Genomic DNA, 25763 nt, shown 5'->3' with positions numbered 1-25763 from the left:
AAAGATAGAATGGCTAAGGGGCAATCTTTGCAAGATCCGTTCCTGAACGCATTGCGTCGTGAACGTGTTCCGGTTTCTATTTATTTGGTGAATGGTATTAAGCTGCAAGGCCAGATTGAGTCTTTTGATCAGTTTGTCATTCTGTTAAAGAACACGGTAAGCCAGATGGTGTATAAACACGCTATCTCCACCGTGGTGCCTTCCCGCCCGGTTTCTCACCATAGTAATAATCCAAGCAGTGGTGGCGGCAGTAATTATCACCAAGGTAGTACTTCTTCTGCGCCGCAACAGCCGCAGCAGGACAGCGATGACGCTGAATAAGGCGCATAGCTGGTTGACCACGATGGGGCTCATAAGTCTTCCGATTACGCTTATGTGCCCTTGGCTGGCGGTTTTTCCCCAAATGAGAGGTCACAAGCTTGTTTGACCGTTATGAAGCCGGTGAGCAGGCCGTACTGGTTCATATCTATTTCTCGCGAGACAAAGACACGGAAGACCTGAGCGAATTCGAATCGCTGGTATCTTCTGCAGGTGTTGAGGCGTTACAAGTCGTCACAGGTAGCCGTAAGGCTCCACACCCTAAATACTTTGTCGGTGAAGGAAAGGCCCAAGAAATTGCAGACGCAGTTAAAGCAACTGGCGCGTCTGTTATCCTGTTTGATCATGCACTTACACCTGGCCAGGAGAGAAACCTGGAAGCACTGTGCGAATGTCGCGTGGTCGATCGTACCGGACTAATTTTAGATATTTTTGCCCAGCGTGCTCGAACCCATGAAGGTAAATTACAAGTAGAATTGGCGCAATTACGCCACATTGCTACCCGATTGGTTCGCGGCTGGACACACCTTGAGCGTCAAGGTGGCGGTATTGGTGCTCGTGGGCCGGGTGAAACCCAGCTCGAAACCGACCGTCGTTTATTACGCGACAGGATAACGCTTATCCTCAGCCGACTTGAGAAAGTCGCCAAGCAGCGTGAACAAGGCCGTCGGGCGCGTATTCGTGCCGATATCCCCACTGTTTCGCTCGTCGGTTATACCAACGCCGGCAAATCAACGCTGTTTAACCGTATTACTGAGGCCGACGTGTTTGTGGCCGATCAGTTGTTCGCCACGCTAGACCCGACAGTTCGACGCATTTCGGTCGCAGATGTCGGCGAAACAGTGCTGGCGGATACCGTAGGGTTTATTCGTCACCTGCCCCATGATTTAGTCGCCGCTTTTAAAGCGACATTGCAGGAAACCCGACAGGCAACTCTGCTAATGCATGTGATAGACGCAGCGGATATTCGCGTTGAGGAAAATATCGACGCGGTGAATACGGTGCTAGCAGAGATTGAAGCAGATGATATCCCTGTGCTGTTAGTGATGAATAAAATAGATATGTTGGATGACTTTGTCCCGCGTATCGACCGCAACGATGAGAATTTGCCGATCAGGGTCTGGCTTTCAGCCGTGACCGGTGAAGGTATCCCGTTGTTATTTCAGGCATTGACGGAGCGTCTTTCTGGTGAAATAGCGCAGCATGAATTGCGTTTACCACCGGAGGCAGGCCGCCTTCGTAGCCGTTTTTACCAGCTTCAGGCTATTGAAAAAGAATGGATTGAAGAGGATGGAAGTATTGGTCTTATGGTGCGAATGCCCATTGTTGACTGGAATCGCCTCTGCAAACAAGAACAGGCACTGAGTGGTTATGTCCGCAACCAGAACCTGTCTGATTTGGCCTGAAGAACACCAATCATAGAATAATGGAGCTATAACATGGCGTGGAATCAGCCCGGTAATAACGGACAGGACCGCGACCCCTGGGGCAGCAGCAACAATAGCGGCAACTCTGGTGGAAATAATTCTGGTGGTAATAACAACAAAGGTGGCCGCGAACAGGGCCCGCCTGACCTCGATGATATCTTCCGTAAACTCAGCAAAAAGCTGGGTGGTTTCGGTGGAAAAGGCTCGGGCAATGGCAATGGAACCGGCAATGGTTCTAGTCCGCAAAACAGCCTAAGCGGTCGTATTATCGGTATCGCCGTTGTGGCCGTGGTCGTTATCTGGGCCGCCAGCGGTTTCTACACGATTAAAGAAGCGGAGCGCGGCGTAGTGACGCGTTTCGGTAAGTTTAGCCATCTGGTCCAGCCTGGTCTGAACTGGAAACCAACCTTCATCGATCAGGTTCGTGCTGTTAACGTCGAATCTGTGCGTGAATTGGCGGCCTCTGGCGTCATGCTGACCTCCGACGAAAACGTCGTGCGCGTCGAGATGAACGTTCAGTATCGCGTTACCGATCCGGAAGCTTACCTGTTCAGCGTGGCGAATGCTGACGACAGCCTGAGTCAGGCAACTGACAGTGCACTGCGTGGCGTTATCGGTAAGTACACGATGGATAAAATCCTGACTGAAGGCCGTACCACGGTGCGTAGCGACACCCAACGCGTATTGGAAGAAACCATTCGTCCATACAAAATGGGTATCACGGTTCAGGACGTCAACTTCCAGACCGCGCGTCCACCGGAAGAAGTGAAAGCGGCTTTCGATAACGCCATCGCCGCCCGTGAGAAAGAGCAGCAGTCTATTCGTGAAGCAGAAGCCTACGCTAACCAGATCCAGCCTCAGGCAAACGGTGAAGCACAGCGTAAGCTGGAAGATGCTAAAGCCTATAAAGACCGTACGGTTCTGGAAGCACAGGGTGAAGTGGCTCGTTTCGCCAAGCTGCTGCCTGAATATAAAGCTGCGCCGGAAATTACCCGCGAGCGTCTTTATATCGAAACCATGCAGAACGTCCTTAGCCATACTCGTAAAATCTTGGTTAACGACAAGAGCAACAATCTGATGATGTTGCCTCTGGACCAAATTATGCGCGGCGGCAACGCAGCTGCATCAAAAGGAAGTGATCAGGGTGGGCTTCTGCCTCCTAGATCTTCAAGTTCACTGAACAGTGTGAACAGCAGTGCCAATAACAGCGGTTCCCGTTCGTCTGGCAGTGTCATGGACCAACGCCGTGCTGATGCACAGCGTGACGATACACTTCGCGTAGGGAGAGAATAACAATGCGTAAGTCATTTTTACTTATCGTCGTTGTGGTGCTGGTGGCGCTTTATGCTTCACTGTTTGTGGTTCAGGAAGGCGAGCGCGGTATCGTGCTGCGTTTCGGCAAGGTTCTTCGTGATAGCGAAAATAAACCTTTGGTTTATGAGCCAGGCCTGCACTTCAAAGTACCTTTTGTTGAGTCGGTGAAAACCCTCGACGCGCGTATCCAGACCATGGATAACCAGGCTGACCGTTTCGTGACCAGCGAGAAGAAAGACCTGATCGTTGACTCATATCTGAAATGGCGTATCAGCGATTTCAGCCGTTACTATCTGGCAACGGGCGGCGGTGACGTCTCTCAGGCAGAAGTGCTGTTGAAACGTAAACTGAGTGACCGTCTGCGTTCTGAAATCGGTCGTTTGGATGTTAAAGACATCGTGACTGACTCACGTGGCCGTCTGACGCTGGACGTTCGCGACGCGCTGAACAACGGTTCTGCTGAAGAAGTTGAAGCGACCACCGAAGCTGATGATGCGATTGCCTCGGTAGCTAAACGCGTTGAGCGTGAAACCAGCGGCGAACAGCCTGCGGTGAATCCAAACAGTATGGCAGCGTTGGGTATTCAGGTTATCGACGTGCGTTTGAAGCAAATTAACTTGCCACAGGAAGTGTCGAGCGCCATTTACGACCGTATGCGTGCTGAACGTAACGCGGTTGCATTGCGCCACATCTCCCAAGGTTTGGAAGAAGCTGAAAAACTGCGCGCAACGGCTGACTACGAGAGAACCCGTACGGTTGCCGAAGCTGAGCGTACTGCGCGTATTACTCGCGGTGAAGGTGATGCAGAAGCCGCTAAGCTGTTTGCTGATGCCTTCAGTCAGGATCCAGACTTCTACGCCTTCATTCGTAGCCTGCGTGCTTACGAAGAGAGCTTCAGCAGCGGTAACGATGTCATGGTGATGAGCCCGGACAACGATTTCTTCCGCTTCATGAAGTCTCCAGATAAAACCAAATAATCAGGTTTTGCTGATAATCAAAAGGCCCTTAACGGGGCCTTTTGTGTTATATGAGCCAGTAAATTCACTGAGAAAAGAGCAAAAATGAATTCGAGCATTTGGTTAGCGCTGGGGTTAGTTCTGGTTCTGGAAGGGTTAGGACCGATGCTTTACCCAAAAGGATGGCGAAAAATGATTCAATCTATGACCCAGTTGCCCGATAGCGTTTTACGGCGTTTTGGCGGCGCTCTTGTGGTTGCCGGCTTCGTTATTTACTACATGTTGCGGAATCAGGCCGGTGGCTAAAGATTTGTGACTAACCTGCGTCACTTTTGAATTTGGCGCGTAGCAGGAAATGGAAAAATTTCACGCAATCGTATACTAAAAGTGCTGGAAACCGCGGATTGAGATGTTAGAATCCTTTTTTAAGCAACCTGGTGATTCTTGAGATGGGTAAGAACGTCGTCGTACTCGGCACTCAATGGGGTGACGAAGGGAAGGGCAAGGTCGTCGACCTGCTGACCGAACGGGCTAAATATGTTGTGCGCTATCAGGGCGGTCACAACGCTGGTCATACTCTGGTTATTAACGGTGAAAAAACCGTTCTTCATTTAATTCCTTCTGGCATTTTGCGTGAAAACGTCACCAGCATCATCGGCAACGGTGTTGTACTGGCGCCTGACGCCTTAATGAAAGAAATGGGCCAGCTTGAAGCTCGTGGCATCCCTGTACGCGAACGTCTGTTACTGTCTGAAGCCTGCCCGCTGATCCTGCCTTACCATGTCGCTCTGGACATGGCGCGCGAAAAAGCGCGTGGCGATAAAGCTATCGGCACCACCGGTCGTGGTATCGGCCCTGCTTATGAAGATAAAGTTGCTCGTCGCGGTCTGCGCGTAGGTGATCTCTTCAACAAAGAAACTTTCGCGATCAAGCTGAAAGAAATCATCGATTATCACAACTTCCAGTTAGTGAACTACTACAAAGTAGAAGCCGTTGATTACCAGAAGACTCTGGACGACGTGATGGCTATCGCTGACATCCTGACCGGAATGGTTGTTGACGTGTCTGAACTGCTGGATGGCGCGCGTAAGCGTGGCGACCTGATCATGTTCGAAGGCGCACAAGGCACCTTGCTGGACATCGACCACGGTACTTATCCATACGTGACCTCTTCTAACACCACGGCTGGCGGCGTTGCTACCGGTTCTGGTATTGGTCCACGTTACGTTGATTACGTTCTGGGTATCGTTAAAGCCTACTCCACTCGCGTAGGTGCAGGTCCGTTCCCTACTGAACTGTTCGATGAAACTGGCGAATACCTGCGTAAGCAAGGTAACGAGTTTGGTGCAACCACTGGCCGTAGCCGTCGTTGTGGCTGGTTGGACATCGTTGCTGTTCGCCGCGCGGTGCAGATCAACTCCCTGTCTGGCTTCTGCTTGACCAAGCTGGACGTGCTGGATGGCCTGAAAGAAGTCAAACTGTGCATCGGTTACCGTATGCCAGATGGCCGCGAAATGACCACCACCCCGCTGGCAGCAGAAGGCTGGGAAGGCATTGAGCCAATCTACGAAACCATGCCTGGCTGGACAGAAACCACCTTCGGCGTGAAGCAAGTAGACAAGCTGCCACAGGCGGCGCTGGACTACATCAAACGCATCGAAGAGTTGACTGAAGTGCCAATCGACATCATTTCGACTGGTCCGGATCGTAGCGAAACCATGATCCTGCGCGACCCGTTTGACGCATAACAGCCCGGCTGTTTGCTGCTAACGCCGCAATGAAATCCAAACCGGGCCTTGTGCCCGGTTTTGTTGTATAGAGTAAAGTTTTTCTGCCCGCCTATGCTTGTGTACTTCTCATAAACCATCCACTATCTAAATGATTAGCCGCGAACTTCATCGCTGGTTTATCATCAACACGCTAATTTAAATAATCTTCTTAACCCTGTTGTCATCGTCGAAAGAGAAAGAACGGGTAAACTACTACCCAGAGGTATGTGTGCAGTTAACGAGTTTTACTGATTATGGTTTGCGGGCACTGATTTACATGGCGGCACTGCCAGATGATCAGATGACCAATATTTCACAGGTCACCGAGGTTTATGGTGTATCGCGTAACCATATGGTGAAAATCATCAATCAGTTAAGCCGGGCTGGATTGGTCACAGCCGTGCGGGGTAAGAACGGTGGGATTAAGCTGGGTAAGCCAGCAGAAACTATCCTTATTGGCGACGTAGTGCGTGAGCTTGAACCTTTGACGCTGGTGAACTGCGCCCAAGATTTCTGCCACATCACGCCAGCGTGCCGACTTAAGCAGGTATTACACACTGCTGTAGAACATTTTCTTGATGAGCTGAATCAATATACTTTGGCTGACATGGTCAAAGACAATTCATCGCTCTACAAATTATTGCTTGTTGAATGAAAGAGTTTCAACAAACTGCTGATGACAACGGAGGAACCGCTATGTCACAAGATCCATTCCTGGAACGAGAAGCAGAGAAGTACGAATCACCTATTCCAAGTCGTGAATTTATTCTTGAACATCTCGCTAAACGTGAAACCCCTGCCAGCCGCGAAGAGCTTGGCAATGAACTGAATTTATCCGGCGAAGAAGCGCTGGAAGCACTGCGCCGCCGTCTGCGCGCCATGGAGCGTGATGGCCAGCTAGTCTTTACTCGCCGCCAGTGTTACGCACTGCCAGAGCGCCTGGACCTGCTGAAAGGCACGGTCATTGGCCACCGCGATGGTTACGGCTTCTTGCGCCTCGAAGGCGTGAAAAAGGACGACGTTTACCTCTCTGCCGAACAGATGAAAATGTGCATCCACGGCGACGTGGTGCTGGCGCAGCCTATCGGCACTGACCGTAAAGGTCGTCGCGAAGCCCGTATCGTGCGCGTGGTGGTACCGAAAACTAGCCAAATCGTTGGCCGCTACTTCACCGACGCCGGTGCAGGCTTTGTGGTGCCGGACGACAGCCGTTTAAGCTTCGACATCCTGATCCCAGCCGACGCCATTAACGGCGCGCGCATGGGCTATATGGTGGTGGTCGAGCTGACCCAGCGCCCAACGCGCCGCACCAAAGCCGTGGGGAAAATTGTTGAAGTGCTGGGCGACAAAATGGGCACCAGCATGGCGGTGGATATCGCGCTGCGTACTCATGAAATCCCTCACGTCTGGCCGCCGCAGGTGCTCAAGCAGGTTGAAGGCCTGAGCGAGCAGGTGCCGGAAGAGGCTAAAAAAGGCCGCGTCGATTTACGCAAATTGCCGCTGGTCACCATTGATGGGGAAGACGCCCGCGACTTCGATGACGCCGTATACTGCGAGAAAAAACGCGGTGGCGGTTGGCGTCTCTGGGTGGCTATCGCCGATGTCAGCTATTACGTGCGTCACGGCACCGCGCTGGACGACGAAGCCCGCAGCCGCGCGACCTCTGTCTACTTCCCGTCGCAGGTTGTGCCAATGCTGCCGGAAGTGCTGTCCAACGGCCTGTGCTCGCTCAACCCGCAGGTTGACCGTCTGTGCATGGTCTGCGAGATGACCATCTCCGCGCAGGGCAAGCTGACCGGCTCGAAATTCTATGAAGCGGTGATGAGCTCCCATGCTCGCCTGACCTACAACAAAGTCTGGCGCATCATCGACGGCGACGAAGAGCTGCGCGAGCAGTACAGCCCGCTGGTGAAACACCTGCAAGAGCTGCACACCATGTACAAAGTGCTGGATCAGGCGCGTGCAGAGCGTGGCGGTATTGCCTTCGAAACGGAAGAAGCCAAGTTTATCTTCAACGCCGAGCGCCGTATCGAGCGCGTCGAGCCGACCGTGCGTAACGATGCCCACAAACTGATCGAAGAGTGCATGATTTTGGCGAACATCGCCGCCGCGCGCTTTGTTGAGAAGCACAACGAGCCGGCGCTGTTCCGCGTCCACGACCGTCCAAGCGACGACCACATCTCCGCGCTGAAAAGCGTGCTGGGCGAGTTAGGCCTGGTGATGGGCGGCGGCATGAAGCCTGAGCCGAAAGATTACGCGCAAATCATGGATGAGCTGGCGGATCGCCCTGACCGCGAAATGCTGCAAACCATGCTGCTGCGTTCAATGAAGCAGGCGATTTATGATCCGGAAAACCGCGGTCACTTCGGTCTGGCGCTGCAATCTTATGGTCATTTCACGTCGCCAATTCGTCGCTATCCTGACCTGGCGCTGCACCGTGCGATTAAGTACCTGCTGGCGAAAGAGCACGGCACGCTGAAAGAGCGCTGGACGCCAACCGGCGGCTGGCACAGTGATTACGAAGACATGCTGCAACTGGGCGAGCACTGCTCGATGGCCGAGCGCCGCGCTGATGAAGCAACGCGTAACGTGGCCGATTGGCTGAAGTGTGACTTCATGCAAGACCACGTGGGCGAAGTGTTTAACGGCATTATCGCCAGCGTCACCGGCTTCGGCTTCTTCGTGCGCCTCAACGACCTGTTCATCGATGGGCTGGTGCACGTCTCCACGCTGGATAATGACTATTACCGTTACGACAACATCGGTCAGCGTTTGATTGGTGAGTCCTCCGGCATGGTTTATCGCTTGGGCGATACCGTCGAAATCCGCGTTGAAGCTGTGCACATGGACGAGCGCAAAATCGACTTTGCTCTGGTGTCCAGCACGCGCAAACCGCGTGGCGAAGGTAAAACTGCCCGCGACCGTGCGAAGAAACCGGGTGAACGCGCCATGCGCCCAACCGGCCCGGCCAACGGCGGTCGCCGCCGCACGGGCAAGAAAGGGGTGAATTTCGAGCCGGACAGCGCTTTCCGCAAGGAAGACGGTAAGCCAGCCAAACCCGCGCGTTCGAAAAAAGCCGCGAAAGATGCCGCTGTAGCCCCTGTAGATAAAGGGGCTGTTAAAGGGGCGACGGGCAAAGACGGTAAGCCGAAGAAGGCCAAAAAGCCTTCTGACAAAACGCAGAAAATTGCCGCCGCCACTAAAGCCAAGCGTGCAAAGAAAAAGCAGTCTGACAGCTAGCCGGACGGGTGATAGAATCGCCCGCAACCTTGTTTAATGTTTAATTGCGGACAGCATGCTGTCCGCAAGTCTATTTTAAAGAGCATCATGAGCGAAATTATCTACGGTATTCACTCCGTTAAAGCCTTACTCGACAACGATCCGCAGCGCTTTCTGGAAGTTTTCATCCTGAAAGGCCGTGACGACAAACGCCTGAAACCCTTGATCGATGAGCTGGAAGCCAGCGGCATTGTGATTCAGGTGGCAAACCGTCAATGGCTGGATGAGAAGTCCGAAGGTGCGGTGCATCAGGGCATTATCGCCCGCGTGCGCGAAGGGCGTCAGTATCAGGAGAATGATCTTCCTGCGCTGCTTGAAAGCCTCGACAGCCCATTCCTGCTGGTGCTGGACGGCGTGACTGACCCGCACAACCTGGGTGCTTGCCTGCGTACCGCTGACGCGGCGGGCGTTCACGCGGTGATTGTTCCTCGTGACCGTTCTGCCAAGCTAAACGCCACGGCGAAGAAAGTCGCCAGCGGCGCGGCAGAGAACGTGCCATTGATCAACGTGACCAACCTGGCACGCACCCTGCGTGTGTTGCAGGAGCACAATGTCTGGATCGTCGGCACCGCCGGTGAAGCCGACCACAACCTGTATCAGAGCAAAATGACCGGCCCAATGGCGCTGGTGATGGGTGCCGAAGGCGAAGGTATGCGCCGCCTGACTCGCGAACACTGCGACGAGCTGATCAGCATCCCAATGGCCGGTTCCGTCTCTTCTCTGAACGTGTCAGTGGCGACTGGCGTCTGCTTGTTCGAAGCTGTGCGCCAGCGCGCGCTTAAAGCCTAATCTTTCGGATTAAGTCTTTGATAATTAAACGGGAGCCAACAGGCTCCCGTTTTGCATTCCTGCCTTTGTGATCTACCCGCCGGTTAATTCCCCGATTTTTACCATACTTGATCCCATCACGACGTGGCCCTTTTACAGTCATGGAGAACATTATGGACTGGCAAACCCATCGAGTTTTTAATCAGCCGAAGCCGCTCAGCAACAGCAATTTATTCCTTTCTGACTCCCCTCTGCGCGAAGCGGTAAGCCGACACCATGCCGGCTGGGACGCCGACGTGCTGGCCTCCCTTGGTCAACAGCTGGGTTCGGCCGAGTCGCTGGAGCTTGGGCGACTGGCCAATGTTAACCCGCCCGAGCTTTTGCGCTATGACCCGACCGGCGAGCGGCTGGACGAGGTGCGCTTTCACCCCGCGTGGCACCTGCTGATGCAGGGATTGATTGCCAATCGCGTGCATAACCTACCGTGGGAGGATGAGGCGCGGATTGGCTCCTCGGTGGCGCGCGCGGCGCGTTTTCTGCTTCACGCGCAGGTGGAGGCGGGCACGCTCTGCCCGATAACCATGACCTTTGGCGCGATCCCGCTGCTCAAGAAAACCCTGCCCGCCGAGTTCAAACAGTGGCTCACGCCGCTGCTTTCTGACCGCTATGACCCTCATTTGCTGCCCGGCGACCAGAAGAAGGGCGTGCTGATTGGCATGGGGATGACCGAAAAGCAGGGCGGCTCGGACGTGCTGAGCAACACCACTAAGGCGACGCCGCTGGCCTCGCGCGGCCCCGGCGAGGCGTATCGGCTGGTCGGGCATAAGTGGTTTTTCTCCGTGCCGCAGAGTGATGCTCACTTGGTGCTGGCCCAAGCCGACGGCGGGCTGTCGTGCTTCTTCCTACCCCGCGTCTTGCCCGACGGGCAGCGCAACGCGGTGCGCATCGAGCGCCTGAAAGACAAGCTGGGCAATCGCTCCAACGCCAGCAGCGAGGTGGAGTTCCAAAACGCCACCGGCTGGCTGCTGGGGGAGGAGGGCGACGGCGTTCGCCATATCCTCAAGATGGGCGGCCAGACGCGCTTTGACTGCGCCTTGGGCAGCCATGGCATGATGCGCCGGGCGCTTTCTGTTTCGCTTTACCACGTGTTCCAGCGGCAGGCGTTTGGTAAGTCGCTGGTGGATCAGCCGATGATGCGCCAAGTGGTGAGCCGCATGGCGCTGCGCCTTGAAGGGCAAACCCAAATTTTGCTGCGGCTGGCGGCCGCCAGCGGCGCGGCGGAGAGTGTTAGCGAGCAGGTGCTGTATCGCCTGCTGACGCCTGCGGCCAAGTTTGAAGTATGCCGACAGGGCATGCCTTTTGTGGCCGAAGCCATGGAGACGCTGGGTGGAGTGGGGTATTGCGAAGAGAACGAGCTGCCGCGCCTGTATCGCGAGATGCCAGTCAACAGCATTTGGGAAGGCTCTGGCAATATCATGTGCCTTGACGTACTGAGAACCCTGAAGAAAGTGCCCGACAGCGGCGAGCTGGTGCAGCAGTTTTTACATCAGTCTCGCGGGCAGAATCGCTGGTTTGACCGCGCCGCACGACAGTTGCTTCAAAGGCTGCGTTCTCCCGATGAAGCGCAGGCGCGCTGGCTGACTTCGCAGCTATTTAATCTGTTTACTGCCGCGCAGATGTTGGAGTTTTCCCCGCCGCCGATTGCCGATGCCTGGTGCCAAATGACCTTAGACGAGCGCGGCGAAAGCCTGCTTTCAGAGCGCCTGTGCCAGCAGTTGCTTAACCGCGCCATAGGGGCGGAGTAGCGTTTAGCGGTACAGAATAGCCTGTGAATACCAGCGGCCCGGCACGATGGTTTCGCTGTTAAACATGATCACATAGTAACGCGCGCCTTGGGCATCCGCCTTGCGCTGCACGGCGGCTTCGGCGTCCATCGGGCTGCCGATCACTTCCACCGTAATGCTGCCCATTTTGGTCAGGGTGGACGTTTGCGCGCGGGTGATTTCCTGCGCCTTGGCCGTGGGGGCCGGTGGCGGAACCGGCGTGGTTTGCGTCAGGCTGCTACAGCCGCCGAGGGCGACAACAAAAAACAGGGCAATCAGGGGAGGCGTTTTCATGGGAGTGTCCAAAATATCGGCGATAGCCTCAGTGTAGCCCTTCGCCGAGGAGTCTGGCGAGAGGCGCTACGTCACCCCTCGCCAGAGATCGCACTTTTAGGAACTTATTTTGAATAGGCTGACAACTCGCGACAAGTGCTCACCCTGCTCGCTGAGCGACTCGGTGGTCTGGTGAGAATGCTCAACCAGCATGGCGTTTTCCTGCGTGGCTTTGCCAATCTGCATAATCGCTACATTGACTTGGGAAATGCCCGCCGACTGCTCGTGAGAAGCCACGTCAATGTCATGCATCAGGGCGCTCACTTGACGAATGCCCCGCAAGATATCGCTCATGGTGGCCTGCGTTTTACGCGCGCTGTGCTGGCCGTCGTCGACCTTCTGCAAAGAGTCGTTGACCAGCGTCTCAATCTCTTTCACCGCATTGGAGCTGCGCTGCGCCAGAGCGCGGACTTCGGCGGCGACCACGGCAAACCCGCGACCCTGTTCGCCCGCGCGGGCGGCTTCTACGGCGGCGTTCAGCGCCAGAATATTGGTCTGGAAGGCAATGCTCTCGATGACCGTAGTGATATCCGCAATGCGCTTCGACGAGTGCTCGATGGCCGCCATGCTCTCTGCGGACTGCCTGACGGCATCTTCGCCCGCCGTGGCGGCCTCTGCCGTCTGCTGCACCAGTCGTGCCGCCTGAGAGGCGTTGTCGGCGTTGTGCTGCACATTGCCGGTGATCTGCTCCATGCTGGCCGAGGTTTCTTCCAAACTGCTGGCCTGCGTGCCAATCTGCTGGGTTATCTTGCCGCCGTTGGAAGCCAGACTTTGAGTGCTTTCGCTGACTTCCACCGAAACTTGGCGAACCTCCGCGACGATTTTCTCCAGCCCGTTGCCAATGCCGTCGATGGCATTCATCAGCGCGCCAATTTCATCAATCCGCTGAGTCTGCGCTCGGGCCAGCAAGTTACCACTGGCGTACTGCTCGGCGATTTTCACCACCTGATTCAACGGCTGGCTGACCATTCTTTTGGTTAGCCAGACAAACAGCACGGCAAAGGCGGCGAGGGCCAGCAGACTGATGACAATGAACTGGTTGCGAGTCTGATCGACCTTTTCAACCAGACTGTCTCTGTCGGTGGTGCCCGCCACAATCCAGTGCCATTCGGGGATGCTGGTGTACACCATAAATTGTGAACGATGGGTTTCGGTGTCGATATACTCCTGCTCGCCGTGCTGCTGGCTTATTACTTTCTGCAGCATGCCTTCCGGCCACGCTGGGCGCTGGCCTTCGCGATGTGCATCAATGAGATAGTTACCCAGATTTTTCCCTTCGGCGCTGTTCAGCGCGAAGAATTCTCCTTTGGCGCCAATGCGTTTAGCCAAAATCTTACTGCGCATATCGGCAAATTGTTTGGTGATATCCACCCCGACAAACAGAATGCCGATCACGCCACCCTGAGCATCGCGCACCGGCTGATACTTGGTGATGTATTGCTTACCGAACAGCGTTGCCAGCCCGCTAAAGGACTGGCCCGCCATGATTTGCCGATATGCCGGGGCGGTCGGGTCAAGCAGCGTGCCCATGGCGCGACTGCCGTCCTGCTTTTTAAGCGAGGTGGTGATGCGAATGAAGTCATTGCCGCGCCGGGCGAAAATGGTGGAAATCGCGCCAGTGCGTTCGAGGAAATCGTCAGGTAACTGCGTATTCAGGTTGAGCACCTGACCGCCAGCCTTTAGCGTGGGTGCCAGCTGGTCGCCCACTTTCAGGGGGTTTTGGCTATCAAGTTCAAAGTCGGAGGGCAGGAATCGGCTGAAAAGGCGCGTATAACTGTCGACCTGCGCATTCAAACTATTGTTATAGATTTCAATCATATCTACCACGCCAGTGACCTGTTCATTGATCGCCTGTATCGCCAGCGTGTTGATCTGCTTACCTGCCGATTGGGCCAGAGAAAGGGTGATAATGATAAATAGGATCCCTACCAGTGCCGAAGCGCAGCTGGCGAGCTTTGCGCCAATACTCCAACTGCGAAAAAAGAAAGGCTTAGCCGTTTTCATAGTCATTTCCGTTTATTTTTTGAATAGCGCAGTAACGGCTAAAGCTGGGAAATGATTAGTTCCATAATGTAAGGATTTGTTTCACTAAAATTTGATCTAAATCATGGAAATTTATATTTAACTTAGTTCACGATTTTATTCTTGGTTATAAATCATGCCAAAAAGCCAGTGGTAGCTTTTGTTGAGGCGGCTAAAATAGAGGCCTTGCGAGGGTTTTCGCCTTATCGCCATTATTTAAGGGAGTGAATCAGATGGTTGAGATGTATCAAGAGGAGGTGGAAGGCATTCAGCTGATCCACGCCGTTCCTTCCGGCCAGTACCATGCGCAGCTGCCCACCATTTTCTTCTATCACGGTTTCCTCTCTTCAAAAGAAATTTACTCCTACTTTGGCTACACGCTGGCGAAAGCGGGGTATCGCGTGATTTTGCCGGATGCTCTGCTGCACGGCGCGCGCGCCGATGGCGATGAGCCGAAGCGTCTCGCCAGTTTCTGGCGCATTCTGCAAAATAATGTTGATGAGCTTGAGACGCTGAAGGATTCGTTTGTCGCCCGCGGCCTGGCGGATGCCGAGCGTTTGGCGGTAGGCGGCGTGTCGATGGGCGGCATGACCACGCTGGCCTCGCTGGTGCGCTTCCCGTGGGTGAAAGTGGCGGCGTGCCTGATGGGCTCTGGCTACTTCTCGACGTTATCTGCCACGCTCTATCCCAATTATCAGCAGGAAGATGCCGAGCAGCTTGAGGCTTTCCGCCAGCATCACGCGCCGCTCCTGAGTTGGGACGTCAGTGACAAAGTGGCGCAGATAGCGGATAGACCTCTGTTTATCTGGCACGGCGAGCAAGATGACGTGGTGCCCTTTGCCGACAGCCTGCGCCTGCGTCAAGACATTATTGCCTGCGGACACGGGTCGAACCTGACCTTTGTTGCCGAGCCTGCCGCCACGCATAAAGTCAGCGTTTATGCCCTCAATGAGACGGTTGCCTTCTTCGAGCGCCAGCTTTAATGCCCGTATTTTCAAAGGCTGAGAATTAATCAGCCTTATTCCTTGAGTTTTCCGCTGGCTGTACATATAATTGCGCGTCATTTTTTCGACCGCACAACAAACACGTTCCTTGCTTCCATGGGCCGCGGTTGACCCTGACAGGAGGCTGAATAATCCGTAAGGAGCAATTCGATGCGTCATTACGAAATCGTTTTTATGGTTCACCCTGACCAAAGCGAACAGGTTCCGGGCATGATCGAGCGTTACAGTGCTGTAATCACTAACGCTGCTGGTCAGATTCACCGTCTGGAAGACTGGGGCCGCCGTCAACTGGCTTACCCGATCAACAAACTGCACAAAGCCCACTACGTTCTGCTGAACGTTGAAGCTCCGCAGGAAGCGATCGATGAGCTGGAAACTAACTTCCGCTTCAACGACGCCGTTATCCGTAGCATGGTTATGCGTACAAAACACGCGGTAACTGAAGCTTCACCAATGGTTAAAGCGAAAGACGAGCGCCGTGAGCGTCGTGAAGATTTCGCCGAAGCTAATGATGATTCTGAAGCTGGGGATTCTGAAGAGTAATTGCCGTGACGGCGAATCGTCTGGTGTTGTCCGGCACAGTGTGCAAGGCACCCATTCGTAAAGTGAGTCCTTCCGGGATACCCCACTGCCAGTTTGTGCTAGAGCACCGCTCGCAGCAGGAGGAAGCCGGATTTAACCGACAAGCATGGTGCAGAATGCCCATCGTTGTCAGTGGACAAGCGTCACAAGCATTAACTCACAGTATAACGGTCGGCACGCAACTCACTGTTTCCGGATTCATTAGTTGCCATCAAGGGCGCAATGGACTGAACAAAGTGGTGTTACATGCCGAGCAGATTGATTTGATAGATTCTGGAGACTAGCCTAATGGCACGTTATTTCCGTCGTCGCAAGTTCTGCCGTTTCACCGCGGAAGGCGTTGTAGAGATTGATTACAAAGACATCGCTACGCTGAAAAACTACATTACCGAAAGCGGTAAAATTGTCCCGAGCCGTATCACCGGTACTCGTGCAAAATACCAGCGTCAGCTCGCTCGTTGCATCAAGCGCGCTCGCTACCTTTCTCTGTTGCCATACACTGATCGTCATCAGTAATCGGCAACTGTCCATTAACGACTTTGAGAGGATAAGGTAATGCAAGTTATTCTGCTTGATAAAGTAGCAAACCTGGGTAGCCTGGGTGATCAAGTTAACGTTAAAGCGGGCTATGCTCGTAACTTCCTGGTACCACAGGGCAAAGCTGTTCCTGCTACCAAGAAAAACGTTGAGTTCTTCGAAGCACGTCGTGCAGATCTGGAAGCCAAACTGGCTGACGTTCTGAGCGCTGCTGAAGCTCGCGCAACTAAAATCAACGAACTGGGTTCAGTCACCATCGCGTCTAAAGCAGGCGACGAAGGTAAACTGTTCGGCTCTATCGGTACTCGCGATATCGCTGATGCCGTTACTGCTGCTGGCGTTGAAGTTGCTAAAAGCGAAGTTCGTTTGCCGAATGGCGTTCTGCGTACCACTGGTGAACACGAAGTTGAGTTCCAGGTACACAGCGACGTATTCGCTAAACTGAACGTAGTTGTGGTTGCTGAAGCGTAATAACGCTGAGGTTAACCTGTGAGACGCCGGCCTTGTGCCGGCGTTTTGCTTTTTAAAGAAAGCAAAATTGAAAAGCGCGAGTTAACGGCTGCGCTGATATGTCCCATCCGCCTGACGGGTAAAGAGCACCGTCGTGTTCTGCTCGGTAGTGATTTGTAGCGACGTCACCGCGCCCTGCGCATTGCGCTGAATCTTCACTTCCTGTCCCGCCTTCAAATTACTCAGCGGCTTTTGGCTGCCTTCCACCTGCGCCATCGCGAAGACATCGTTGACCGCCAGATTGTTGTCGCGGAACAGCTGCGCCATGGTTTGACCCGGCTTCACGCTGTAGCTCTGCCAGTTGTCCTGAGCGACAGGCTGAGGCGGCTCAGTGGCCGCCTGCTGTTGAGGTTGAATCTCTTGCTGCTGCGGCTGAGCCCGCTGCGTGGTGCGCCCCTGATCGTTTCGCAGGTCAGCTTGCATCGGGATAGATGTCGACTGCTGCGGCTGAGAAGGGGCATAGGTGTTCGGCGGTGAATAAGGCCATAACAGCGCCAGCACCACGATCAGCGCGCTAATAAGGATCCAGCGGCGATGCGCGTAAGGCAGTGGCGACATCCAGTGAAAATTATCACTCATATGCCAAACTTTGTGCGCCAGCGCCTTGGCTTTGCTCACCAGTGATGGCTTCTGCGGCGGCAGCTCTTGCTGTTCATCGCTTTCAGACTGCGGCGTAGCGTTACGCATCGGTCTTTTCATAATGGCAATCCAGGATCTCAACATAGGTTGATACATACGGATGGCTTTCCTTCTCCTGGGCGGGATTCGGCCCATGACAACCTCTCTTTCTTACGCTTGAAACGCACGACTTCTGGATTTAACAGAACAAAAATCATACCCGATTATTCTGTCGGATTTTCCCGCTAAGTATAGCTGGTTAACTGCTTGATGCGGAAAGGAACAACGCACAAATAGCACGCAAACGATGCCTTTGCAGAGAATTAGCGGAATAAACCATGTCCTATCTAGGAAAATGCCGGGCCGATGTCATGCCACTTCATAGAGAATTTTACCCAAAAGCCGCACACTGTTATGCTGCGTTTTCGACTTTTTAAGAATTTAAGGAAACTTCATGACAACCCCTTCATTTGAAAGCGTTGAAGCGCAGGCAAGCTACGGTATCGGCTTGCAAGTTGGTCAACAATTGCAAGAATCAGGTTTACAAGGTTTAGAGCCTGACGCATTGCTGGCAGGCTTACGCGATGCGCTGGAAGGGAATACGCCAGCAGTTCCTGTTGACGTCGTTCACCGTGCTCTTCGTGAAGTTCACGAGCGCGCTGACGCCGTGCGTCGTCAACGTCAAGAAGCTCTGGCGGTTGAAGGACAAGAGTTCCTGACTGCCAACGCTCAGCGTGAAGGCGTAACCAGCACCGAGTCTGGTCTGCAATTCTCTGTGATCAAGCAAGGCGATGGCCCAATCCCAGGTCGTCAGGATCGCGTACGCGTTCACTACACCGGTAAGCTTATCGACGGCACCGTGTTCGACAGCTCCGTGCAGCGCGGCGAGCCAGCTGAATTCCCGGTTAACGGCGTTATCGCTGGCTGGATTGAAGCTCTGACCCTGATGCCAGTCGGTTCTAAGTGGGAGCTGTATATCCCTCATGAGCTGGCTTACGGCGAACGCGGTGCTGGCGCGTCCATCCCGCCATTCAGCGCGCTGACTTTCGAAGTTGAGCTGCTGGAAATCCTGTAATCGCGACAGATTACAGAGATAAGAAAGGGCGCCTCGGCGCCCTTTTTTGCGTTCACAAGAGGATTTGATTACTTTTTCAGCGGAGTTTGCAGGTCAACCTGATAGACCTCGAAACCGACGTCATCCGCGCCCTTGGCAGTCATCGGGTACTGCGCGTGGGTTTTGATGAATTCGGCCGCTTTTTCGCTTGGAGACGTTTCGAAGCGAATGTCCAGAGGCTGGCTGGCGACAATCGGCGCCAAACGCCAGTTGTTGTCCGCGGTTGGCGTGACCGCCCCTGATTTCTGGGTTTCAGCGCCGATATAGGCCGCTACCACGGAGCGGTTTTCATCCGGCGAGGCGAAGGCGATGTGCTTATCGCCCGTTCCGGCGAACTTACCGCCATAGGCGCGGTAGTTGTTGGTGGCGACCAAGAAGGTGGCCTTCAGGTCGATAGGCTTGCCGTTGAACGTCAGGTTCTTGATACGCTCTGCATCTTTATTGACAAGCGTACACTCGCCGTCATATCGCGCGGGCTGGGTGACGTCTATCTGGTAATTCACCCCGTCAATCACGTCGAAGTTATAGGTGCGGAAGCCGTCCCAGTTAATTAGCGACTGCGGTTTGCTGCTGTGAACGTCGATTTGGTTGAACTGCCCGGCGGAGCACTCCAGCCAGTCTTTCACTTCCTGCCCGCTGACCTTCATCACCACCAGGGTGTTCGGGTAAAGGTACAGGTCTGAGGCATTGCGGAAGGTCAGATTGCCTTTCTCGACCTCAACAAAGCTCGCCGGGTCATTCTTGCGGCCACCGGCTTTGAACGGCGCGGCGGCGGAGAGCACCGGCAGGTTCGCTAGGTCCGGATCGCCCTGAATAAAGTGCTCGGTATAGGCTTTCTGCGCGTTGTTGACGATTTGCACCGTTGGGTCATCCTGAATCAGCGACAAGAAGCTGTACATGTTGTCGTTAGATTTCCCCACCGGCTTGCTGACAAACTCACGCGTGGCCTTGTGGTCGTCGGCCAGCACTTTCACTAACTCCGGGTCTTCCGCCGCTAACGACTTCTTGCTGGCTTTGTCGAAAATTGGCCGGGCTTCGGCGCGAGCCGTTTCCACGCTCCACTTGCCGTCTTTATTGTTCAGCACCATGTCAACCACGCCGAGGTGGTCGCCCCACATGCCCGGCATCACGGCCGGTACGCCATTTAAGGTGCCTTGTTTGATGTCCGCACCTTTGATATTGGCGAAATCTTCACTTGGGAACACGGCGTGCGCGTGGCCGAACATGATAGCGTCGATGCCCTTAACCTGGCTTAAGTAGTAGACCGAGTTCTCTGCCATGGTTTTGTAGGGGTCGCCGGACAGGCCTGAATGTGGGATGGCCACGATAATATCGGCGCCTTGCTTGCGCATCTCTGGCACCCACTTTTTGGCGGTTTCGGTGATGTCGGCGACGGTCACTTTGCCTTGCAGGTTGGCCTTATCCCACACCATGATTTGCGGCGGCACAAAGCCGATATAGCCAATGCGCAGGTTGTGCGTTTTGCCATCGCGGTCTTTGACAGTGTTGTCGGTGATGAGGAAAGGTGTGAACAGCGGCTTGCCGGTTTTGCTGTCGATGACGTTGGCATTCACATAAGGGAATTTCGCCCCGGCAATGGCTTTTTGCAGGTACTCCAGCCCGTAGTTGAACTCGTGGTTGCCCAAGTTGCCGACCACGTAGTCCAGCGTATTCATGGCTTTATAGACGGGATGTATGTCGCCCTTGTTCAAGCCCTTCGCCGCCATATAGTCGCCCAGCGGGCTGCCCTGAATCACGTCGCCATTGTCGACCAGCACGGAGTTAGTGACTTCGCCGCGCGCCGCGTGGATCAGGCTGGCGGTGCGCACCAGCCCGAATTTGTCCGTCGGCTTATCTTTGTAGTAGTCGAAGTCCATCATGTTGCTGTGTAAGTCGGTGGTTTCCATGATGCGAAGATCAACCTGTGACGCGTGGGCCGAGACGGCAACCAGCGAAGCCAGCAGGGATAACGTCAGATGACGCTTAAGCATTGAAGTGCCTCCAGAAAAGAAGAACAGTGAACAAAAAGTCGGATATATATCTCAAAATTCGCTGAGAATGTAATCAGGTGTCATAAGTAATTGTGAGATGTAACAGGTATTGCCCAGCGGAATTGTTAACACGGGCAGATTACGGGATAGCTATTCCGGCTAAAAAAAACTAGGCTTCTTACATGACTTAGCGTTTTGAAAAGAACAACTGAGGTGGACAATGTTAGAGCAAATTTGCCAACTGGCGCGCGAGGCGGGTGACGCTATCATGGCGGTGTATGACGGTGAGCAGCCGTTAGACGCCCGCCAGAAAAAGGATGACTCTCCGGTCACGGCGGCGGATATCGCGGCTCACAACGTGATTAAGCAAGGCCTGACGGCGCTTGACCCGCAGACGCCGATGCTGTCCGAAGAAGACCCGCAGAGTTGGAGCGAGCGCCAGAGCTGGACTCGCTATTGGCTGGTCGATCCGCTGGACGGCACCAAAGAGTTCCTCAAGCGCAATGGCGAGTTCACCGTGAATATCGCGCTGATCGAAGACGGCAAGCCGGTGCTGGGCGTGGTGTATGTGCCGGTGACCGGCGTGATGTACAGCGCGGCAGAGGGCAAGGCGTGGAAAGAAGAGAAGGGCGAGCGCAAGCAGATCCGCGTACAGGAAGCCCATCCGCCGCTGGTGGTGGTAAGCCGTTCGCACTATGACAACGATCAGGAGTTGCAGGATTACCTGACTCAGCTCGGCGAGCACCAAACCGTGGCTGTAGGCTCTTCGCTGAAATTCTGTCTGGTGGCGGAAGGCGAGGCGCAGCTCTACCCGCGCTTTGGGCCAACCAATATTTGGGACACCGGCGCAGGCCATGCCGTGGCGATTGCCGCAGGCGCGGTGGTCAAAGACTGGACCGGGCAAACCCTGCTCTATACGCCGAAAGAGTCATTCCTTAATCCGGGCTTCCGCGTTTCACTATTCTAGTGAAGTAAAAGATGCCATAAAAAGAAAAGCGCCGACGGGCGCTTTTCTGTTCGAGTCTTCCTTGCCGGCAATTACTCCTTCACCAGCTTATGCAGCAGATCAATCACCTGTTTGACCTCGGCCTGGGTCAGCGCGCCATCTTTGGCAAATTTAATCATCCCGTTCTTATCTAGCACCACGATGGCCGAGCTTTTCGGCTCCAGCTGCCACGCCTTTTTCACCACGCCGTTGCTGTCGACTATCACCTGTGACCACGGGAACTCCTTCTTGCCGCCCTCGATGCTTTTTCGCACAAACATGCCGGTGCCGATAATGGCGTCATCAGTATTCACGATTGTCGTCGTTTGGTAACGATCGTGAGGTAGATTGGCTGCCCTGATGGCATCGACCAGCGGCGCATTCAGCTCTTTTGCGCTGCTGCGCCCGGCCATGTGCTGCACCACGCGGACCTTGCCCGGCAGCTTGGCACTGTTCCAGCGGGCGTAGCTGAACTCATCGTTGACGTAATTGAGTTCGCCTTTTTGGTCCACGCCGACCGCCGGAAGGCGATTATCGATGACCAAATTGTGGGCTGAGGCGAAGAATGGGAAAATAACTAAGGATATAATTAGCAAGCTTCTTAAAGTCATAGTGGCTCCATAGAAAAGGCGACAAAACGTACCGACCCGACAATCATAGAAGTTGTTAAGTGGTCTGTCCTGTTGAGATGTTAACAGTGTGTTATAGCTTACAGAAATGACATAGATTGAAGGGTTATACTGTTGGCATAAGGACTATTCTGAAAGCGTACTGTCAAGGTAGGTAAAAGCAGTTAAATATACTGGCAGAACCTGAACTCCCTGCTATGTTATATGTCTACTCACTGCGAATATGATTCGATTCAGGCTTTCATCGCAGCTTTAACCTGAGCCTGAGCACGCAGTGATTTATCGGAGGAAAGTAGAAAAATGAGAATCTTCCAGCGCTACAATCCGTTGAAAGTAGCCAAGTATGTTAAGACGTTGTTCCGCGGTCGTTTGTATATTAAAGATGTCGGCGCATTTGAGTTCGACCATGGCAAAATTTTATTGCCGAAAGTACGTGATAAGCGCCATTTTAGTGTGATGTCTGAAGTTAACCGTCAGGTTATGCATCTTCAGGCCGAAATGGGCTAAGGCCCTCAGGCGCGCACAACAGCGAGTTTTCTGTTGTACGCGCCATTATGTTTCTCTTCAATCCTTGACTCCCCCTTCGCTTCAAACCGGCCGTTTCAGCTTTGCTCGCAGCGCCTCCACTTCCTGACGACAAATACAACCTTCGAGATGATCGTTCACCAGCCCCAGTGCCTGCATTAATGAATAGGTGGTGATTGGCCCGACAAAGGTCCAGCCGCGCTTTTTCAGGGCTTTGGACAGGGCGAGAGAGGCGGCGCTGGTGGTGTTTTCATGCCAGTAAGCCAGATTGACGGTTTCCGGCCGTTCCTGCGGCGACGGCTCAAACTGCCATATCCACGCCGCCATGGAGCCAGCTTCTTGCACCAGTTCAATCGCGCGTTTGGCATTGTTAATGGTGGAGAGGATTTTCGCCCGGTTACGCACAATGCTGGCGTCTTGCATCAGGCGCTCAACGTCCTGCTGGTTGAATTGCGCGACAAGATGGAAGTCGAAGTCGTTGAAAGCCCGGCGGAAATGCTCGCGCTTGTTATAAATCAGCTTCCACGACATGCCCGAATGAAAGCCTTCGAGACAGATTTTTTCAAACAGCCGCTGGTCATCCACCACCGGATGGCCCCATTCGTTATCGTGATAGTCCGGCATGCTTGGTTGCCAGAAGCAGCGAGGCGTCCCGTCTTCAGCCACGATCAGCCCTGATTCTGTATTGCTCGATGCTTTGCTCAAACCGCACGCTCCATAGCTGGGGGGATAAACTTACCCTAGTGGGCTTTGTGGCGCCGATCAACCCGCATAAAAAAATCCGAAAACGCGATGAACGTTTCCGGATTCCGTTTTCGAGATTGATTTAGCGCGCGGCTAACGACGGTTAGTGGTCGCCGTTTTTCTCAGCCAGCTTGTTCGCGGCTTTCTCATCTTTGATCTCTTGCGGCGTTTTTGGCAGCAGAGGCGCGACCGGTTTGTCAGTGATGCGAGTCACCAGCAGCTGGTCAATCTTGTAGCTGTCGATGTCTACCACTTCAAACTTGTAGCCCGAGAACTTGACGAAATCGGTGCGTTTCGGGATTTTACGCAGCATGAACATCATGAAGCCGCCGATGGTTTCATAGTTGCCAGACTGCGGGAACTCTTCGATATGCAGCACGCGCATCACGTCTTCGATTGGCGTACCGCCTTCGATAAGCCATGAATTCTCGTCACGGGCGACAATCTGCTCTTCCATACCCTGACCGACCAAATCGCCCATCAGGGTGGTCATCACGTCATTCAGGGTGATGATGCCCACGACCAGCGCGTATTCGTTGAGGATAACCGCGAAGTCTTCCCCGGCGGCCTTGAAGCTTTCCAGCGCCTCGGAGAGGGTCAGGGTGTCCGGCACAATCAGCGCCGAGCGAATCTGCACGCCGCTGCTCAACATTAGGCTCTGATTGCCCAACACGCGGTTCAGCAGGTCTTTGGAATCGACATAGCCCACGACCTGGTCGATATGACCGTCACACACCAGAAACTTCGAGTGCGGATGGGTGGCAATCTTCTGTTTGATGCTGTCTTCGCTCTCGCGCAGGTCAAAGTAGATCACGCTTTCGCGGGAGGTCATGGAAGAAGGCACGGTACGAGATTCAAGCTCAAACACGTTTTCAATCAGCTCGTGCTCCTGCTTGCGCAGCACGCCCGCCAACGCACCGGCTTCAAACACGGCGTAAATGTCGTCGGAGGTAATGTCGTCGTTGCGCACCATTGGCAGTTTGAACAGGCGGAAAATCATATTTGCCATGCCGTTGAAGAACCAGACCATAGGGCGGCAAATCATGAGGCAGAAACGCATCGGGTTGACTATACGGACGGCAACCGTCTCAGGTGAAATCATACCGATGCGCTTCGGCGTGAGGTCAGCAAACAGAATAAACAGGCTAGTGACCAGGACGAAGGAACAGATGAAGCTGACTTGATCCGCCAATTCCGGCGACATGAAGCGAATAAAGAACGTCTGGAAAGCAGGGGAGAAGGCCGCATCACCGACAATACCACCAAGAATGGCGACGGCGTTCAGACCAATTTGTACCACGGTGAAGAACAGGCCAGGGGTTTCCTGCAATTTCATAACACGGGAGGCATTGACGTTTCCTTCGTCTGCCAACTGTTTAAGTTTAATTTTTCGAGAAGCGGCCAGCGATATCTCCGACAGGGAGAAAAAGGCACTGATCGCGATGAGTAAAAGAATCAGTAAGATACTGTTTAACATAATCTATCCGTTTAACACCGACCTAAAACCGGCAGGGAAGGGTACTCGTTGGGTTGCTGTATAAAAGAAAAATCATCAAGGGCGAAAAAATCAAAGATAACAGCTAGAAATACTCTGATTGGGCCACATTCGCGGCCCGCATAGTATAGCGGAGCCGCGATATTGCCGCCAGCGCTTAAAAATTCTCCTGCATCGCCCGTGCTGCGGGGCTTTTCGCCATCCGCGCCACGGGCAAATTGGCAAATCATCAGCGCGTCGGTGGCAGACAAACGCCAATGCCGCCTAACCCGCAATAACCCTCTGGGTTCTTGAACAGGTATTGCTGGTGGTCATCTTCGGCATAGTAGAAAGGCAGCGCTTCGCTGATTTCCGTGGTGATGTGGCGCTTGTCGTTGGCGGCGTCCATAGCATCCTGGAAACGCTGGAGGCTCGCCAGGGCAGCGTCCTGCTGCGCTTCGCTAAGCACGTAAATCGCCGAGCGGTACTGAGTGCCGATATCGCCACCCTGACGCATGCCCTGCGCCGGATCGTGATTTTCCCAGAAAATTTGCAGCAGCTTTTCATAGCTGATGATGGCCGGATCGAACACCACGCGCACCGCTTCGGCATGGTCGGTCTGGCCGGTGCACACTTCGCGGTAGGTCGGGTTGGGGGTGAAGCCGCCGGTGTAACCTGCCGCCGTGCTGTAAACCCCTTCTTGCTGCCAGAACAGGCGCTCAACGCCCCAGAAACAGCCCATGGCAAATATTGCCACGTTCATTTCATCGGGAACGTGAGTCATGGAGTGGCTGGTCACGGCGTGAGTGGTCGCAACGGGCATTGGCGTGGTGCGGCCGGTTAAGGCGTCTTCTTGCTTCACCCGTTGAGTTTTGTCAGAGCTATTTTTATCAGATTGTTGAACCAAAACGGACTCCAGTTGTTTCTTTAATAACCTGTTACGGTCAATAGTTTGCTGTTAGTTGTATCTGATTGCGACTTTGCACACAATACGGGAGACGTTGCTCTGTCGTTGACGATTTTTAGGGAATTAGCACTAAA

Annotated in this window: 27 protein-coding genes; 18 read left to right on the top strand and 9 right to left on the bottom strand. The window is 54.0% G+C overall.

Annotated elements, in window-relative coordinates; all coding sequences use genetic code 11:
- Positions 1 to 9 precede the first annotated feature (9 nt).
- From hfq to ACT3RR_RS17550, 10 genes are all read left to right on the top strand, one after another.
- Positions 10 to 321: an RNA chaperone Hfq gene (hfq, locus tag ACT3RR_RS17595; RefSeq protein ID WP_034795158.1), complete on the top strand. Its 312-nt coding sequence runs from the start codon at positions 10 to 12 to the stop codon at positions 319 to 321.
- A gap of 98 nt (positions 322 to 419) precedes the next feature.
- Positions 420 to 1724 (top strand): ribosome rescue GTPase HflX, encoded by a 1305-nt coding sequence (hflX, locus tag ACT3RR_RS17590; protein WP_034795161.1) that lies wholly within the window; start codon positions 420 to 422, stop codon positions 1722 to 1724.
- 33 nt (positions 1725 to 1757) lie between these two features.
- Complete coding sequence (hflK, locus tag ACT3RR_RS17585) at positions 1758 to 3038, top strand: FtsH protease activity modulator HflK (RefSeq protein WP_353500642.1); 1281 nt, start codon at positions 1758 to 1760, stop codon at positions 3036 to 3038.
- 2 nt (positions 3039 to 3040) lie between these two features.
- On the top strand, positions 3041 to 4036 hold the full coding sequence (gene hflC / locus ACT3RR_RS17580; RefSeq protein ID WP_353500643.1) for a protease modulator HflC: 996 nt from the start codon (positions 3041 to 3043) through the stop codon (positions 4034 to 4036).
- 84 nt (positions 4037 to 4120) lie between these two features.
- Positions 4121 to 4321 carry a DUF2065 domain-containing protein gene (locus tag ACT3RR_RS17575; RefSeq protein ID WP_353500644.1) on the top strand — a complete coding sequence of 67 codons (201 nt, stop codon included), beginning with the start codon at positions 4121 to 4123 and terminating at the stop codon, positions 4319 to 4321.
- A 143-nt stretch (positions 4322 to 4464) separates the two neighbouring features.
- Complete coding sequence (locus ACT3RR_RS17570) at positions 4465 to 5763, top strand: adenylosuccinate synthase (protein ID WP_353500645.1); 1299 nt, start codon at positions 4465 to 4467, stop codon at positions 5761 to 5763.
- Between the two features lie 250 nt (positions 5764 to 6013).
- Positions 6014 to 6439 (top strand): nitric oxide-sensing transcriptional repressor NsrR, encoded by a 426-nt coding sequence (gene nsrR, locus ACT3RR_RS17565; RefSeq protein WP_034795174.1) that lies wholly within the window; start codon positions 6014 to 6016, stop codon positions 6437 to 6439.
- 41 nt (positions 6440 to 6480) lie between these two features.
- Entirely contained in the window at positions 6481 to 9024 is a 2544-nt protein-coding gene (gene rnr, locus ACT3RR_RS17560; protein ID WP_353500646.1) for a ribonuclease R, read from the top strand.
- An 87-nt stretch (positions 9025 to 9111) separates the two neighbouring features.
- Complete coding sequence (gene rlmB, locus ACT3RR_RS17555; RefSeq protein ID WP_034795179.1) at positions 9112 to 9852, top strand: 23S rRNA (guanosine(2251)-2'-O)-methyltransferase RlmB; 741 nt, start codon at positions 9112 to 9114, stop codon at positions 9850 to 9852.
- 152 nt (positions 9853 to 10004) lie between these two features.
- The gene (locus tag ACT3RR_RS17550) at positions 10005 to 11636 is read left to right on the top strand and encodes an isovaleryl-CoA dehydrogenase (protein ID WP_353500647.1); all 1632 of its coding nucleotides are present in this window, start codon (positions 10005 to 10007) and stop codon (positions 11634 to 11636) included.
- Between the two features lie 3 nt (positions 11637 to 11639).
- Here ACT3RR_RS17550 and bsmA read toward each other — a convergent pair whose 3' ends face one another.
- Positions 11640 to 11948, bottom strand: coding sequence for a biofilm peroxide resistance protein BsmA (gene bsmA, locus ACT3RR_RS17545; RefSeq protein ID WP_485901973.1), 309 nt, complete (start codon positions 11946 to 11948; stop codon positions 11640 to 11642).
- A 96-nt stretch (positions 11949 to 12044) separates the two neighbouring features.
- The gene (locus tag ACT3RR_RS17540) at positions 12045 to 13991 is read right to left on the bottom strand and encodes a methyl-accepting chemotaxis protein (protein WP_353500649.1); all 1947 of its coding nucleotides are present in this window, start codon (positions 13989 to 13991) and stop codon (positions 12045 to 12047) included.
- A 251-nt stretch (positions 13992 to 14242) separates the two neighbouring features.
- Between ACT3RR_RS17540 and yjfP the strand changes: the two genes are divergently transcribed.
- The 5 genes from yjfP to rplI all read left to right on the top strand — a co-directional run bounded on the left by yjfP (position 14243) and on the right by rplI (position 16603).
- A complete protein-coding gene (gene yjfP / locus ACT3RR_RS17535) occupies positions 14243 to 14992 on the top strand; it encodes an esterase (RefSeq protein ID WP_486031553.1) in 750 nt (249 codons plus the stop codon).
- A 171-nt stretch (positions 14993 to 15163) separates the two neighbouring features.
- A complete protein-coding gene (gene rpsF / locus ACT3RR_RS17530; protein WP_017492198.1) occupies positions 15164 to 15556 on the top strand; it encodes a 30S ribosomal protein S6 in 393 nt (130 codons plus the stop codon).
- A 5-nt stretch (positions 15557 to 15561) separates the two neighbouring features.
- On the top strand, positions 15562 to 15879 hold the full coding sequence (gene priB, locus ACT3RR_RS17525; RefSeq protein ID WP_353500651.1) for a primosomal replication protein N: 318 nt from the start codon (positions 15562 to 15564) through the stop codon (positions 15877 to 15879).
- 4 nt (positions 15880 to 15883) lie between these two features.
- Positions 15884 to 16111, top strand: a complete 228-nt coding sequence (rpsR, locus tag ACT3RR_RS17520; protein ID WP_002210155.1) for a 30S ribosomal protein S18 — start codon at positions 15884 to 15886, stop codon at positions 16109 to 16111.
- 39 nt (positions 16112 to 16150) lie between these two features.
- Complete coding sequence (rplI, locus tag ACT3RR_RS17515; protein ID WP_100938242.1) at positions 16151 to 16603, top strand: 50S ribosomal protein L9; 453 nt, start codon at positions 16151 to 16153, stop codon at positions 16601 to 16603.
- A gap of 81 nt (positions 16604 to 16684) precedes the next feature.
- Here the strand turns inward: rplI and ACT3RR_RS17510 are convergent, their stop codons facing one another.
- Positions 16685 to 17416, bottom strand: a complete 732-nt coding sequence (locus ACT3RR_RS17510; protein ID WP_396132281.1) for an OapA family protein — start codon at positions 17414 to 17416, stop codon at positions 16685 to 16687.
- A 298-nt stretch (positions 17417 to 17714) separates the two neighbouring features.
- On the opposite strand from ACT3RR_RS17510, the gene fklB reads away from it, so the two are divergent.
- Positions 17715 to 18335 (top strand): BamJ family beta-barrel-assembly machinery protein, encoded by a 621-nt coding sequence (gene fklB / locus ACT3RR_RS17505; protein ID WP_353500653.1) that lies wholly within the window; start codon positions 17715 to 17717, stop codon positions 18333 to 18335.
- A gap of 68 nt (positions 18336 to 18403) precedes the next feature.
- Here fklB and ACT3RR_RS17500 read toward each other — a convergent pair whose 3' ends face one another.
- The gene (locus ACT3RR_RS17500) at positions 18404 to 20365 is read right to left on the bottom strand and encodes a bifunctional 2',3'-cyclic-nucleotide 2'-phosphodiesterase/3'-nucleotidase (protein WP_353500654.1); all 1962 of its coding nucleotides are present in this window, start codon (positions 20363 to 20365) and stop codon (positions 18404 to 18406) included.
- A 220-nt stretch (positions 20366 to 20585) separates the two neighbouring features.
- On the opposite strand from ACT3RR_RS17500, the gene cysQ reads away from it, so the two are divergent.
- Positions 20586 to 21332, top strand: coding sequence for a 3'(2'),5'-bisphosphate nucleotidase CysQ (cysQ, locus tag ACT3RR_RS17495; protein ID WP_485902000.1), 747 nt, complete (start codon positions 20586 to 20588; stop codon positions 21330 to 21332).
- Positions 21333 to 21403: 71 nt separating this feature from the next.
- Here cysQ and ACT3RR_RS17490 read toward each other — a convergent pair whose 3' ends face one another.
- Positions 21404 to 21961 carry a YtfJ family protein gene (locus tag ACT3RR_RS17490; protein ID WP_496200829.1) on the bottom strand — a complete coding sequence of 186 codons (558 nt, stop codon included), beginning with the start codon at positions 21959 to 21961 and terminating at the stop codon, positions 21404 to 21406.
- A 318-nt stretch (positions 21962 to 22279) separates the two neighbouring features.
- Between ACT3RR_RS17490 and ACT3RR_RS17485 the strand changes: the two genes are divergently transcribed.
- Positions 22280 to 22486, top strand: coding sequence for a DUF1107 domain-containing protein (locus tag ACT3RR_RS17485; RefSeq protein ID WP_353500657.1), 207 nt, complete (start codon positions 22280 to 22282; stop codon positions 22484 to 22486).
- Positions 22487 to 22567: 81 nt separating this feature from the next.
- Here the strand turns inward: ACT3RR_RS17485 and ACT3RR_RS17480 are convergent, their stop codons facing one another.
- The 4 genes from ACT3RR_RS17480 to msrA all read right to left on the bottom strand — a co-directional run bounded on the left by ACT3RR_RS17480 (position 22568) and on the right by msrA (position 25629).
- Complete coding sequence (locus tag ACT3RR_RS17480) at positions 22568 to 23209, bottom strand: DNA-3-methyladenine glycosylase I (protein WP_496200828.1); 642 nt, start codon at positions 23207 to 23209, stop codon at positions 22568 to 22570.
- Positions 23210 to 23351: 142 nt separating this feature from the next.
- Complete coding sequence (locus ACT3RR_RS17475; RefSeq protein ID WP_353500659.1) at positions 23352 to 24725, bottom strand: polyamine export protein PaeA; 1374 nt, start codon at positions 24723 to 24725, stop codon at positions 23352 to 23354.
- 11 nt (positions 24726 to 24736) lie between these two features.
- A complete protein-coding gene (locus ACT3RR_RS17470; RefSeq protein WP_353500660.1) occupies positions 24737 to 24994 on the bottom strand; it encodes a hypothetical protein in 258 nt (85 codons plus the stop codon).
- Positions 24973 to 25629: a peptide-methionine (S)-S-oxide reductase MsrA gene (gene msrA / locus ACT3RR_RS17465; RefSeq protein ID WP_496200827.1), complete on the bottom strand. Its 657-nt coding sequence runs from the start codon at positions 25627 to 25629 to the stop codon at positions 24973 to 24975. The genes ACT3RR_RS17470 and msrA overlap by 22 nt, the downstream gene beginning before the upstream one ends.
- Between the last annotated feature and the right edge of the window lie 134 nt (positions 25630 to 25763).

Source organism: Ewingella sp. AOP8-B2-18 (genome assembly GCF_052376015.1).
Taxonomy (GTDB): Bacteria; Pseudomonadota; Gammaproteobacteria; order Enterobacterales; family Enterobacteriaceae; genus Ewingella; species Ewingella allii.
The sequence above is the reverse complement of the archived record's forward strand: the minus strand, read 5'-3'. Positions and strand labels throughout refer to the sequence as shown.